The organism is Neobacillus sp. FW104-15D2, assembly GCF_058790155.1.
This window is the reverse complement of sequence record NZ_JBYTCJ010000008.1, coordinates 13,486-25,962: the sequence shown is the minus strand read 5'-3', so window position 1 is coordinate 25,962 and position 12,477 is coordinate 13,486. Positions and strand designations below refer to the sequence as shown.

Below are 12,477 nucleotides of genomic sequence, written 5' to 3'. Positions count from 1 at the left end.
ACTCATAATTTTATGAGTGCTTTTTTGCGTTACTCTGCCTTGCTAAAGATAGCTTGTTGTACATTGCCGAAAGTTTTTAATGATGAAAAGTCGATACCAGCATTTACAATTAATGTCGCCAGGTCTGGGCGGATACCTGTAAACATAGACTCTACACCTAAAAGATTTAATACACGGTGGATCTTAAAAATTAAACCTGCCACTTCCTCATCAATTGTCAGCATTCCTGAGAAATCAATGATCAAACACTCTATTTTTTGTTGACTTATCTTAGGAATTACACGATTCATAATATGATCACTGCGATCTAAATCCAACTCCCCGATTAAAGGCAGAATGGCAATACCATTTTGAATCGGAACAATCGGTGATGATAGCTCAGTAATAACCTTTTGACTCTTTTGCTTAGATTCTTTCGATAAACGTTCCCTTTCAATAATCGTCTGAGTGATACTCAAATCAAGAAAATAACTAGTACGGCTATTCACAAATACTACTTCTTCTGTGGCCAGGCCTTGCTCAATAGAAATCTTTGTAATCATCTTTATAAGCTGCAGCCGTGATGCGGCATAAGGCTTAATTAAAGCTGAGATGTCATCCATTTGAAAATTAACTTCTGCTTGAGTTTGCTGCTGATTTTTTTTGTGCCATTCCAAAAAACTTACTGCTGCTGTTTCTTCGTTTAACTCTAAAGTATTGCCAAGGAACTCCAAAAATTCAGCATTGGTCGTCACAGCTCTTTCGACAACTTCATCAGGAAGATTTATCTCTAATTTACCAACATTATAATCAACTATTTTTCTGCTAATGGCTGCGGCATTTTGTACTAAATATTCTGCAAATTTTTCTAATGGTTGCACTGTTACGCTCCCCCGTATTTCAATATTTCTTAATCATTCCCTCACATGATTATATCATATTTACCTAGCACCATATATTTAACAACTCTAAGTAATTAAAGTACAAAATAACAATACAGCATAAAAACCCCGCTCATAAATGAGCGGGGAAGTTAAATTAAAAGATTATTAAAGACTGCCTATATAATTTAAAGAATTTAAATCCTCAGTATCTTTTTCTCCATCCAGGATTTTTTGGACATCTCTTAGTGCATCTTTAAGTTCTACTGACTCCCCTTTTTTTCCGGTAAAAGCTTCGGCCACATAAAACGGCTGGGTCAAGTAGGCTTCCAGTCTTTCGCCCCGGTTATAAGTCTGAAGCTCTGAAGCTGGGATGCCGTTTAGCCCTTTTACATTAACTAAGGACCTTAATTCCCGATAGCGCCGTAATAATTTTTGAGCTCTTTGCTGGACGGAAAGGTGCTGCTGTTCGAGACTTGCCCCCTCCAGAACTGAAGAAGTAGAATAAATGGGGTTTACGGCAGGAAATTTTTTTCTGGCTGCGAGGTCTGCATCAAATTGCCAAAGGGTCTCTAGCGGGCCGTAAGGAAGTTCTTCATCCACGGACTCTCCCTTTAAGTCAAGAAGAAAGGTTGTTACGGATTGAATGTTAGCATTTTGAATTTGTTCCTGAAGATTATAAATTTCACCCGTAAGAACATGGGAACGATCTGCAGTAAAAATAATATCCTTTGTAGCACCGAAATCTGAGATTTTCTCAAAGGCTTCATTAATGGAATTTACTACAACATCTGTTTCATCTTTAATATCATCCAGTTCAGGGTGTTTATCCTGAGGCTGAAGCAAAATCACTGCGTAGCCTTCTTTCTTGAGCCTATGGAATAATTCAGCTAGAATAACAAGCTGCCCCATTCCATATCTGGCAATTAAACCAACAGTCCCTCCCTTCACAATAGGAGCGAACAAATCCAGCGTTTTAATTTTAGTTTCAATCATCTCCACACTCTCCCCTCTTAATACGAGCTCATCCAAACTGCATTGTGCCAATTCTGCAAGTGCAGCTAAAGTCCGAACTTCCGCACGGCCTAGGGGAATTTTTCCTGTACATAAATTGGAAACTGTGGCAGGACGCAATCCTACTGATCTGGCGGCACTCGTTAGGTTTGGCACCTTTTTTCTTAATAAAGAAACATTTAATCTCAATTTTTCCATAATTTCACCTCCTCTTACTTTTAAAGGTAATATATTTTACTCTAAAATGCAATAGTTTTACTTTGAAAAATTTTTTTATTACTCTTGAAAGTATTTTTAAGATTTATTCACTTCGTTTTTTCCATTGCTGTACATTTTTATAACCTAAACTGGAAAAAGTAATCCTATCATCAAAAAGGGGGGATTACACCGTGCCGAAAATATATGAAGAGATTCTCGGAATTAGCATTAGAGCGCGTCATCGAGAAGAAATAGGCATACAAGAAACAGAAGATCTTTTTAAAAGACCCATCCTGCATAGGCAGATCTCGGGAAACAAGGTCTATACACCTTTTAAACTTTGGGAAGAATAATCGAAACAGGAAAGAAGGTTTATAATGGCAGAAGTGAGAAAAGATCTCCAATCAGCAGATCGAAATAATAAGGATATGGATGGCGGTCCGATTGGGGGCCAATTGAATAGCGACAACTCATTTAGTGATACTGGGCTTGAAAACGCAAGAAAGCTTGAGGATGCAACAAATAAAGAAACTAAATAAACAAACATTAAAAGACCTTCCCATTATGGAAAGGTCTTTTCTAATTTACGCAGGAACAGCCTCTTTTTGCCTCTGGACTAAAAATGCCGTAAGCAGAGCAAAAATACTTCCTATAAAGCCGAAAATAAATATATGATGGATTCCAACAATGAAACTGGAGCCTGCTGTTAAAAGTGCTCCCATTACGGTCACTCCTATAGCTGTACCCATGTTTCGGCAGAACATAAAGAATGAAGTCGAAATCCCTTTTTCATGCCCTCCTACCAGCTGCTGAACGCCAATGACGCCCACTGTTGTCAGTAAGCCGAAAGCCAGACCCTGAACGATCATAACTGCGAACACAAACCAGAAACCGTGACCTTCATTTAATAGAGTTAGTAAGATCCCGGACAGGAACAACAGTGCATTACCGATTATTAATAAAATACGATACCCATATTTTAAAATCCACTTTCCTGCAGGCACTGCAGCAGCCATCCAGCCTATCGCAGTTCCCAGTAACGCTACACCGCTCATAAATAAAGAAAGATGTTTTACATTTTGCAAAAATAATGGAATGAAACTTGAAGTTCCGAATAATGCAACCGTGCCTATAAAGGCGTTCAAGTTGATTCGCGATATCATTTTATTTTTAAACATGGTAAGCGGAACAATTGGTGAGACTTGTTTTTTCTCATAAAAGTAAAAAATCACAAGAATAACCACTCCGATTATGAAGAATAAAACTCGATTTTCTTTTATTACTGTATCTAAGAGAAGGAAGGTAACGCCTGCCGCAAAAAGAATTGCACCAAGATAATCGACACTCGCTTTTTTTGGCTCGTAATGTTCCTGGTATGGCATTAGTGTTAAAAAGGCAACTAAGCATACCGGTAAATTAACAAAGAAAATCCATCTCCATGTCATATATTCGACGAAGAAAGAACCAAGCAGCGGAGCAAGAACGGCAGAAAGCCCCCACATTGCTGTGAATAAGGCCTGAATTTTCCCTCTCTTTTCTACTGGGAATAAGTCACCAGCAATTATAGCCGGGAATGGCATCATGAATCCTGCTCCTATCCCCTGAATGGCCCGGAAAACAACTAGCTGGACCATGCTTCCGGAGAGGCCACATAAAAGTGAGCCGAATAAAAATAAAATAATTCCTGAAGCGAACACTTTCTTCCTTCCAAATAAATCCGAAAGCCTTCCTGCTACGGGTGAAAGAATAGTGCTTGTAATCATATAGGAAGCAAATGACCATGCATATAAATCAAATCTCCCCAGTTCTTTTGCAATAACTGGCATTGTGGTGTTCATGATAGTTGTATCAATTGATGCCACCAGCATTGCAAGCACAATACTGAACATTACTGAAACCCTGTTTTTCATTTCTCTATAATCCCCCTCTTACAATCAAAACTAAATTGTACTTTATTGTTGTCGTTTAGAGAAGTAAAATGTCTTTTATTATGTGGGAATTTTTCTCTTTCCTTTTTTTACGTTGCTAGTGATTAGAATAAAAGGCTGACACCTGTACAAAACTACAAAAAAGGAGGTTATACGTTATGCGTCATGCATTAGCAATTGCGATAAAATTTATTGCAACTCTTTCCGTTCTGGGCCTAATTCTTGGCTTGTTCTACAATATGAGTTTTGGTGATATTTTAACTGCAACGATCATTCTAGGACTCGTGGGCTATGTATTGGGTGACTTATTTATTTTACAAAGATCCACGAACCTAATGGCAACTATCGCAGACTTTGTATTAGCCTTTGTCGTTGTCTGGTTTGTTGCTGCGAATATGACCACAATCGATAACATATTTTCCGCTTCGCTTATTTCAGCACTCGGCGTGGCAGTTTTTGAATACTTCTTCCACCGTTTTGTTCCCGATATTGATATGAAGCAAGCTTCTGAGCAACGGAATCAAGGACCAAAACAAATGCGTCCTCAATATCAGACAGAAGTCTCCCGGGAATTAAGACCTGTAAGTCTAAAAAAGGAACCACTTCATAATGAAATTCAAAATTATCACCAAGGATCAGAAAACTTATCCTATCAAACCGAAGCTTCTGGTGATTTAACACCATTAAATTTATATAATAAAAAGGACAGCCAGCAAAACATCGGACAAGGACAAGGTAATCAGCAACATCAACCAAATGCTTCTGACGTCTTCAAACCTGCTGGCCTGGAATATAGCAGTGGGCTGAGCCAAGACCCTGGGCAAGGTGAAATGAATTCGAAGTATCAAAATGAAGTTTCAAGTGAAATCCAACCTAAAAATTCCAATTTACAAAGTAAGAATAGTAACAATGCTAATAACAGCAGTGAGAATAGTAATAGTGCTAATAACAACAGCGAGAATAACTTAACAGAAGGACTACAGAATCAGGATTACCCAACTGCAGCTCCATACGCCTATACACCTATCCTGTCGGACGCAAATGGACAAAGTTCTATGGATATTCAATACCAGCCAGGTGTTTCTAATCTTTTAACCCCTGTTAAACCAGATGTTAGAAGCGATGAGAAAAACCAGGATCAGGAAAAATAATCATTCGCCAAGTCCTTATTGGCTGATGCCTAGTTTGTCTTATCACGTTCAAAAGGCATTTCCTGTACCTTTCGCCTGACTAGGACTTCCTAAGAAAAGCTAATGCTTTTCTTTCATGCGATCATATTGCTGACGAAGCCTTTCTTCTCCTGTCCGTGGTGAGTTCAGTTTTAAAAGAGGGAGGATCTTTATTACGATCTCTCCCTTTTACTGTTATGTATGGTTTGCCGGCTGTTTTGTTGTTTAATGAAACACCACTCTTTGCAGCTTGCCTCTACCTTTTTTCGTAGTTGCCCCTAAGCAGTATAAATTAAATTTCTTCTGCTAAATCATAAAAAATCTTCCCTATCATTTTTTCATAATGTTCTTTTATCTTTTTTTCATCTATCGTCAATACTTTTCGATCATACATAATCCACTTACCTTCAACCATCACATGCTTTATGGATTCTTTTTGTATATTGGTTAAGAGGTTATGTAGATAGTTCGAGAAGTTCCCCTTCTTAACTAAAGGATACAGCGAAGGATCCTTTTTTATAAAGACAAGGTCTGCTTTATTACCGTCTTGAATGGAGCCGATTTCACCATCAAGTCCATATGCTTTTGCTCCGTTTAATGTCGCCATTTGAAAAATATCCTCCGCAGAAAACTCAGTTACTTCAGTATTTAGCTTTAGCAAATAATAGGCCATACGCATGACTTCCCACATATCTGTATGTGCGTAATCTGTGCCCAGGCACACATTCACCTTTTGCCTCAGCATTTCCTTTACATTTGCCTGCCCTGCTCCGGACCAAAGATTCGAAATAGGACAGTGGACAACCGAGCTGCGTTTCTCAGCTACATGCCTTATATCTTTTTCCGACATGTGGACACCATGGTAAAGAACTGTTTTGTCATCCAGTAGTCCACGCTCAAAATAAAGCTCTACACTGGACTTTCCGAAGTTGGAATATACTATCTCTTTTCTCCACCCGTTTTCCATACAATGCGTTAATAAAATTTCAGAAGGATATTCCTCCTTTAATTTTTCCAGTGCAGCCAAACTTTCCTCTGTTATATCTTCTTCCTCAAGTAAATGAGCGCCATAAGAAACATTGCGATTTACTTTCCCGGCATAATTAGCAATCTTTCCATGAGTATCCACTATTCCGCGAATCCCCAATTCATTTATTCCGTCAGCCAACATTTCCGGATAATCCCCTGGATCTCCGTCACTTACAAAGGTCACCCCATTTTTGACCATTTCAATATAACTATGCTGTCCAATTAACACAAACTCTTCTTTTGTTGTTTTAGTATCCAAGTAATTGAAAAGGTGATTTTGAAGCTCACCCTGCTCGCTGTCATTGCACCATTCCTGAATGGGCATTTCCCTCATCAAACCCTTTGCAAGGGACGAATAGCTATGAAAATGGGCATTCACTAACCCTGGAATAACAAGATAATCGCTGCAATCCATTACCGTTTCATAATTTTCCTCAACCGCAGCGATATTAATTTTTCCTCCGTCTATTCCTAAGCTTCCCTTTTCAAAATGAAAGCTTCTATTTAAATACGTAATATTTTTTAAAAACATCCATTTTCCTCCTTTACTTCCTCACTGTTCCTATTTTTCCAGTTAAAGAGGGAATTGTCTATTTCTTTTTGGGCAATCTACTTGACATAAACATAAATAGGAGTAGAATTAAAAAAGTCAAATATTAGTTACCTAGGGTAACTATTTGATCATTTGGATCAGGAGGGTTGCTATGCAAGGCTTTTTTCAGCGTTTTCTAATGTTATACCGGCCATTAATCAGTAAATTAAATGAATTGCTTTATGATTATGACCTATCCTATTCTTTATGGCAGGTTATTTTTTATGTGAAAAATAACGGTCCTTCAACACTCGTGGATATTTCAGCACACTATAATGTCGAAAAACCAACCATAACAAGAAACGTTCAGCGCTTGCAGCAAAAGCAATTGGTAGAGGTAATCCCAGGTAAGGATAAAAGGGAAAAAATTATCAGGCTGACATTATTAGGCGAAGAAACATATATGACCTGCCGTGAAAAAATAACGGAGCTTGAGTACAAAGTAATGATGGATATTACGAAAGAGGAACAGAAAGCTGCTTTTGATGTTCTTCCAAAAATCAGAAAAAATCTTATCAACATTGAGGGAGGAAATCATGAATAAACCTAAATTGTGGTCCAAAGACTTCTTAATTATTTCCACAGCCAACTTTTTTCTTTATTTTACTTTTTATTTATTAATGGTAGCCATTACCGTTTTTGCTACTGAAAAATTCCATGCAACGCCAAGCCAGGCAGGTCTTGCATCCGGTATTTTCGTTATAGGTACACTGTTGGCACGGCTGTTTGTCGGTAAATCAATTGACCGAATCGGCTGGAAAAAAACATTGTATATTGGATTTATTCTATTTTTAATAACCACTTGTTTGTATTTTCTCGTAAACAGTATGGCCTTCCTTTATGTAAACCGCTTTTTAAATGGTGCAGCTCTTGGAGTGGCTTCTACAGCTACAGGAACCATTGTTGCAAAAATCATTCCTAATGAACGCCGCGGTGAAGGTACAGGCTATTATGCATTAAGTGTTACTCTTGCCGCAGCTATCGGCCCATTCCTTGGAATGTATGTCGGGGAGCACGCTGGATTTAATATGAACTTTACTATTTGTACAGTTTTATTAGCCTTTAGTTTTGTAGCGATTTTCTTTGTAAAGGTTCCGAAATTAGAAATAACTGAAGAACAGCTTGCAAAAATGCAAAGTTTATCGCTATATAGTTTCTTTGAAGCAAAGGCTATCCCTATTTCAGTTATTGCCTTTTTTATTGCACTGGGTTATTCAAGTATTCTTTCCTTCCTTACTTCCTATGCGAAAGAAATTAACCTGGTCGATGTCGGAAGCTTTTTCTTTATTGTATATGCTGTCTTTATTCTTGTATCAAGACCTTTTACCGGCCGTTTGTTTGACACAAACGGTGAAAATGTGGTTATGTATCCATCCTTCTTGTTCTTTGCAGTTGCTTTGGCTGTGCTTAGCCAGGCACACGAAGGCTGGGTATTATTGCTTGCAGGAGCACTTGTTGGCCTTGGATACGGAACTTTTTCATCCAGTGCACAGGCCATTTCGATCAAGGTCTCTCCAAAAAACCGTATTGGCTTAGCGACCTCTACATTTTATATATTTTTGGATGCAGGCATTGGGGTTGGACCTTTTATATTAGGCTTTCTTATCCCCCATATGGGCTTTAGAGGAATGTATTTATTTATGGCTGCTGTAATATTTATCTGTCTATTCCTCTACTACTTCCTGCACGGAAGAAAAGCAGGAAAATTGAACGGAGCTTCTCAACCCAGCCAGGCTTAGAGTAAACAAAAAGGACCCCCAGGGTCCTTTTTTGCTTTATATCCGCTTTGTGGAAACCAGGCCTCATAATATACAGCAGGATTGAAAAGCAGCTAAGCTGTAAGGGTTGACAAGGTAATAAAAGACAAAGCAGTCATATTTACTTAAAAGTTACTCTCTGTCTATGATTAGTACACAATTAGTTGGAAGTGAAACGATTGTAAAGCAATCTGTGCCACCTGTCAAAAAGGATTTAGCCTCTCCTCGTTTATGCCTCACTGTGGTTGACAGCTCATTTTCCCAAGGGAATTGAACTAGTATCCTTTAAATAAACACAGACAGAAGTAAAAACAAAATAGGCAATAAAATGAACAGATTGGGCTCTTAACATACCCGCCTAAACCCACCCATCCTCTTGATTACTTGCATATGTTATTAGTACAAAATATAAGAGGGAGGAACTCGTACAATGGGTTTATTTATTAATAACAATGAGCACCCCACTGTATTTAAAAATCCCCAATTTCTCAAAGAACCCAATCAGGAAGTGGAAAGAATAGATTATTTATCACAATTCATCCAACAGCAGCAGGAAGCAAACTCTGCCATTAGTCATTCATTTGAACATTTAAAGAATCATAATATGGAGCAAGAGTTTTTACAGGCCAGCCAGTGGAGAGAAATAAGTGATAAGCTAAACGAGCTTAAGAACAAAAGCAGCCAGCATACTGAGTTTGAAGCTCAAATGCTGGAATGGTTAAAGTCGATTGAAGAAAAAAATATATTGCTTCATAGCCTCTTAAAAGAGGAAAGTAAATTTAAGGAGAATGTCTCCGGGCAGCTGACTGTTCAAAAAGAGGCAACTGATGAGATTTCTACTCGGCTTGAAAAACAGGAAGCAATGCAAAATATCATTTCTGAACAACTTAAAGAGCAAACTGTTGTTCAAAAACAAATGGCAGAGAATCTTTCAAAACAGGAAGAATTTCAAACCGATGTCCTTGTACGGCTGGAAAAACAAGAAGCCTTAAGCGAGAAAATTTTCAGGCAACTCAATACCATTCGTTCTATTCTTTATGAGAGAACGAATTATCTTGCTGAAAAAATTACGGAAGGCTGTAAGGTCACTTCCTCCTATGTATATAAAGTCATGACTGGCTCAGATGAGCCCTATACCTTCTTTCTAAAAAACAAAAAGAATGAGGAAGACAAAATTAACAAGACTGGTTCTTCACACGAATAACAAGCCCTTCTTTTAGGGTAATCGCCGTTAATTCACTATATGGCAAGAATAAAAAGTTGCTTTTCTCTCTCGCACCTGTCAAGCTAATAAGGGTATATTGAAAATCAATGAATGTGCAGGTGAAGAAAATGATTGAAATTAAAACTTCCAAACTTAGTGATGGTGAATTTAATAGAGGTGTATTTGCAACCAGGGATATTAAAAAAGGTGAATTGATTCATGAAGCACCAGTAATTGCTTATCCAAACGAACAGCATGAACATATTGAAAAGACTCTATTGGCCGATTATGCTTTCGAGTATGGTATTAACCATACAGCAATGCTGCTCGGCTATGGAATGCTGTTTAACCATTCTTATACTCCAAATGCAGTTTACGATATTAACTTCGATAACCATACCTTCGACTTTTTTGCTTTTAAGGATATTAAAGCCGGTGAAGAAATCCTTATCAACTATAACGGCGAAGTCGATAATAATGACCCGCTCTGGTTTAACAAAGAGGAAGAAGAATAAGATCCATATCAGCGGAATTCCAAGCCTGGGATTCCGTTATTTTTTTAAAAGTAATTTAGTAAGAGAGTAAAGGGCTTATTTTTGGGTATATATAAATAACTTTTTCTTCGTATAGTACCTGGCGCTGAGTTTTCTTTGTTCTATTGAATAAGGGGAGCTTTGTGGGAGGTGATTATATGAGGAAGGTCTATGGTGTTAAAAAATTAATCGCTTATCTTACATCTGTTGATTATCCCCTTACGGAGGCGGATATCCACGATCATGTGCTAAAGAAGGACATACCTCATCTTAGTCTTATCAACAATATGCTTGTCTTTGATTTAGACCACATTGATTGGTGGATTGGCCAACAGCGGTTAAAGCCATAGATAAACCCTGCCTTTTGGGCAGGGTTTTTTCATTGTTTAAACTTTTAACTCTTTCACTGCTTCCCTTTGCGGTATAGCCAGGCTGGCAACAATAAAACCAGCAAAGGATAACATAATTGGAATGACTACCGTATGCAGACCAAAGGCATTTGGATAAAAACGATCTAATAAAATGTACGAGCCCATCCCCAAAATCATGGAAGTAATGGCTCCATTCTTATTTCCTTTGCTCCAATACAATCCAAAAATAACGGGCCATATAAAGACTGATTCAAGGCCCCCAAATGAAAAGAGGTTCAGCCAAATAATTAAATCTGGGGGGCTCAAGGCAAGCAAAATTACAAGAATACCAATGATTGCTGTCACACTAAAGCTCACCTTTTTCACTTGCTGGTCTCCGGCATTAGGCTTGATGTAATTTAAGTAAATATCCTTTACAAGCGCGGAGCTTACCAAAATCAATAAGGCATCAACGGTAGACATAATCGCTGCCATTGGTGCAGCAAGGACAATTCCCGCGACAACAGGCGGCAAGACCTTCATTGAAAGTAATGGCATGACCGTATCGCCAACCTTCACTCCAGGAAGGACTGGCCGGGCAAAGACACCTATTAGATGCATCCCCAGCATAATAAAACCCACCACAATGGTACCAATAATAATTGCATTATGCATAGCTTTGGAATTTTTATAGGACATCGCACGAACAGTAATTTGAGGAAGCCCGACAACACCAACACCCACTAATATCCAAAAGGAAGATACGTAGGAAGGTGTCAGTGTCCTTCCTGCTCCAAAAGGGCTGATTAAATTAGGATTTTCAGCTGCCAGGTCTGAGATAATTTTTGAAACTCCCCCTCCTGCTTTGATTGTCGCAATAAGCAGGATCAGTGTTCCTATAAACATAACGACACCCTGAATAGTATCTGTCAGGGCAACCGCACGAAAGCCGCCTACAATAACAAAGACCAGGACAGAAAAAGCAAATATTAGAAGCGCCGTCGTATAAGGCATCCCAGTCAGACTTTCCACCAGGCGGGCACCGCCGATCCACTGTGCTGTCATAGATGAAAATAGAAAGATAATAATACTGGCCGCCGATATTATTACGACTGCTTTACTGTGATAACGCTCTTTAAGAAAATCGATGAGAGTAATTGCTTTATATTGACGGGCAATGATCGCAAATTTCTTTCCTAATACCATTAATACGAAATATCCGGTTGCAAGCTGTGCCATCGCAAGAAGCACCCAGCCGAGCCCCTGATTATAGGCTACTCCTGGCCCTCCTATAAAACTGCTGGCACTTCCATAAGTAGCAACCATTGTCATTGCTAAAATAAAGCCGCCCATTTGGCGTTCTCCCAGAAAATATTCCTCTAGAAACGAATTAGTTGTCAGAACAGATTTATTAGACCAAAGTCCAACAGCAAAGATGATAATTAAAAAAACAATTAATGGTGTAATAACAGCCCAGTTCACTTGCTTCCTCCCTCTTCCTCTACAAAGGGAACTTCTTTAAATAGAAATTTAACTGTAAAAATAACAATAATGACCATTAAGACAAAGCCTGCAATACAGCTATAAAAAAACCAAGCTGGCAATCCAAAAACATATGTATAGTCCTCCACTTTTTTAGAACCAAGGCCATAGGCGAAGCCATACCACCATATAAAGTTGAAGATAACAAGTATAACTCCGATCAAAGCTTCCCTGTGGGCAATCTTAAACCGCTTGTCCAGTTGAAGGTTTTGTTTCTTCACTGTGCTCCTCCTCTTTCTCAAACTACCTTTTCTCTTCCTCTTATTCTAACCAAAAAGTATGACTTCCATATTTTAACGAA

The 12,477-nt window shown here is 38.5% G+C and carries 14 protein-coding genes; 8 read left to right on the top strand and 6 right to left on the bottom strand.

Annotation, left to right across the window (positions count from 1 at the left end):
- Positions 1–29 precede the first annotated feature (29 nt).
- Together AC3WR0_RS08300 and AC3WR0_RS08295 are read right to left on the bottom strand one after the other, a co-directional pair.
- Entirely contained in the window at positions 30–860 is an 831-nt protein-coding gene (locus tag AC3WR0_RS08300) for an STAS domain-containing protein (RefSeq protein WP_492551864.1), read from the bottom strand.
- Positions 861–1,028: 168 nt separating this feature from the next.
- Positions 1,029–2,072: a P-loop NTPase family protein gene (locus AC3WR0_RS08295; RefSeq protein WP_492551863.1), complete on the bottom strand. Its 1,044-nt coding sequence runs from the start codon at positions 2,070–2,072 to the stop codon at positions 1,029–1,031.
- 191 nt (positions 2,073–2,263) lie between these two features.
- On the opposite strand from AC3WR0_RS08295, the gene AC3WR0_RS08290 reads away from it, so the two are divergent.
- Both AC3WR0_RS08290 and AC3WR0_RS08285 read left to right on the top strand, forming a co-directional pair.
- Positions 2,264–2,425, top strand: a complete 162-nt coding sequence (locus tag AC3WR0_RS08290) for a hypothetical protein (protein ID WP_492551862.1) — start codon at positions 2,264–2,266, stop codon at positions 2,423–2,425.
- A 24-nt stretch (positions 2,426–2,449) separates the two neighbouring features.
- Positions 2,450–2,611, top strand: a complete 162-nt coding sequence (locus AC3WR0_RS08285; RefSeq protein WP_492551861.1) for a hypothetical protein — start codon at positions 2,450–2,452, stop codon at positions 2,609–2,611.
- A gap of 45 nt (positions 2,612–2,656) precedes the next feature.
- On the opposite strand, the gene AC3WR0_RS08280 is transcribed toward AC3WR0_RS08285, so the two are convergent.
- Positions 2,657–3,982, bottom strand: a complete 1,326-nt coding sequence (locus AC3WR0_RS08280) for an MFS transporter (RefSeq protein ID WP_492551860.1) — start codon at positions 3,980–3,982, stop codon at positions 2,657–2,659.
- A gap of 176 nt (positions 3,983–4,158) precedes the next feature.
- On the opposite strand from AC3WR0_RS08280, the gene AC3WR0_RS08275 reads away from it, so the two are divergent.
- Positions 4,159–5,151 carry a YndM family protein gene (locus AC3WR0_RS08275; RefSeq protein ID WP_492551859.1) on the top strand — a complete coding sequence of 331 codons (993 nt, stop codon included), beginning with the start codon at positions 4,159–4,161 and terminating at the stop codon, positions 5,149–5,151.
- Positions 5,152–5,461: 310 nt separating this feature from the next.
- Here AC3WR0_RS08275 and AC3WR0_RS08270 read toward each other — a convergent pair whose 3' ends face one another.
- Complete coding sequence (locus AC3WR0_RS08270; RefSeq protein WP_492551858.1) at positions 5,462–6,730, bottom strand: amidohydrolase family protein; 1,269 nt, start codon at positions 6,728–6,730, stop codon at positions 5,462–5,464.
- A gap of 172 nt (positions 6,731–6,902) precedes the next feature.
- On the opposite strand from AC3WR0_RS08270, the gene AC3WR0_RS08265 reads away from it, so the two are divergent.
- From AC3WR0_RS08265 to AC3WR0_RS08245, 5 genes are all read left to right on the top strand, one after another.
- A complete protein-coding gene (locus AC3WR0_RS08265) occupies positions 6,903–7,334 on the top strand; it encodes a MarR family winged helix-turn-helix transcriptional regulator (RefSeq protein WP_492551857.1) in 432 nt (143 codons plus the stop codon).
- Positions 7,327–8,529, top strand: coding sequence for an MFS transporter (locus AC3WR0_RS08260; RefSeq protein WP_492551856.1), 1,203 nt, complete (start codon positions 7,327–7,329; stop codon positions 8,527–8,529). The genes AC3WR0_RS08265 and AC3WR0_RS08260 overlap by 8 nt, the downstream gene beginning before the upstream one ends.
- Positions 8,530–8,977: 448 nt before the next feature.
- Positions 8,978–9,751, top strand: coding sequence for a hypothetical protein (locus tag AC3WR0_RS08255; protein WP_492551855.1), 774 nt, complete (start codon positions 8,978–8,980; stop codon positions 9,749–9,751).
- Between the two features lie 128 nt (positions 9,752–9,879).
- Positions 9,880–10,266 (top strand): SET domain-containing protein, encoded by a 387-nt coding sequence (locus tag AC3WR0_RS08250; RefSeq protein WP_027322754.1) that lies wholly within the window; start codon positions 9,880–9,882, stop codon positions 10,264–10,266.
- Between the two features lie 176 nt (positions 10,267–10,442).
- Entirely contained in the window at positions 10,443–10,634 is a 192-nt protein-coding gene (locus AC3WR0_RS08245) for a hypothetical protein (protein WP_027322753.1), read from the top strand.
- A 36-nt stretch (positions 10,635–10,670) separates the two neighbouring features.
- On the opposite strand, the gene panF is transcribed toward AC3WR0_RS08245, so the two are convergent.
- Positions 10,671–12,116, bottom strand: coding sequence for a sodium/pantothenate symporter (panF, locus tag AC3WR0_RS08240; protein ID WP_492551854.1), 1,446 nt, complete (start codon positions 12,114–12,116; stop codon positions 10,671–10,673).
- Positions 12,113–12,397 (bottom strand): YhdT family protein, encoded by a 285-nt coding sequence (locus tag AC3WR0_RS08235; RefSeq protein WP_492551853.1) that lies wholly within the window; start codon positions 12,395–12,397, stop codon positions 12,113–12,115. The genes panF and AC3WR0_RS08235 overlap by 4 nt, the downstream gene beginning before the upstream one ends.
- Between the last annotated feature and the right edge of the window lie 80 nt (positions 12,398–12,477).

Coding starts and splice junctions, on each gene's coding strand:
- AC3WR0_RS08295 (WP_492551863.1), bottom strand. CDS start 2,072: ATGGAAAAATTGAGATTAAATGTTTCTTTATTAAGAAAAAAGGTGCCA.
- AC3WR0_RS08285 (WP_492551861.1), top strand. CDS start 2,450: ATGGCAGAAGTGAGAAAAGATCTCCAATCAGCAGATCGAAATAATAAG.
- AC3WR0_RS08280 (WP_492551860.1), bottom strand. CDS start 3,982: ATGAAAAACAGGGTTTCAGTAATGTTCAGTATTGTGCTTGCAATGCTG.
- AC3WR0_RS08275 (WP_492551859.1), top strand. CDS start 4,159: ATGCGTCATGCATTAGCAATTGCGATAAAATTTATTGCAACTCTTTCC.
- AC3WR0_RS08270 (WP_492551858.1), bottom strand. CDS start 6,730: ATGTTTTTAAAAAATATTACGTATTTAAATAGAAGCTTTCATTTTGAA.
- AC3WR0_RS08265 (WP_492551857.1), top strand. CDS start 6,903: ATGCAAGGCTTTTTTCAGCGTTTTCTAATGTTATACCGGCCATTAATC.
- AC3WR0_RS08260 (WP_492551856.1), top strand. CDS start 7,327: ATGAATAAACCTAAATTGTGGTCCAAAGACTTCTTAATTATTTCCACA.
- AC3WR0_RS08255 (WP_492551855.1), top strand. CDS start 8,978: ATGGGTTTATTTATTAATAACAATGAGCACCCCACTGTATTTAAAAAT.
- AC3WR0_RS08250 (WP_027322754.1), top strand. CDS start 9,880: ATGATTGAAATTAAAACTTCCAAACTTAGTGATGGTGAATTTAATAGA.
- AC3WR0_RS08245 (WP_027322753.1), top strand. CDS start 10,443: ATGAGGAAGGTCTATGGTGTTAAAAAATTAATCGCTTATCTTACATCT.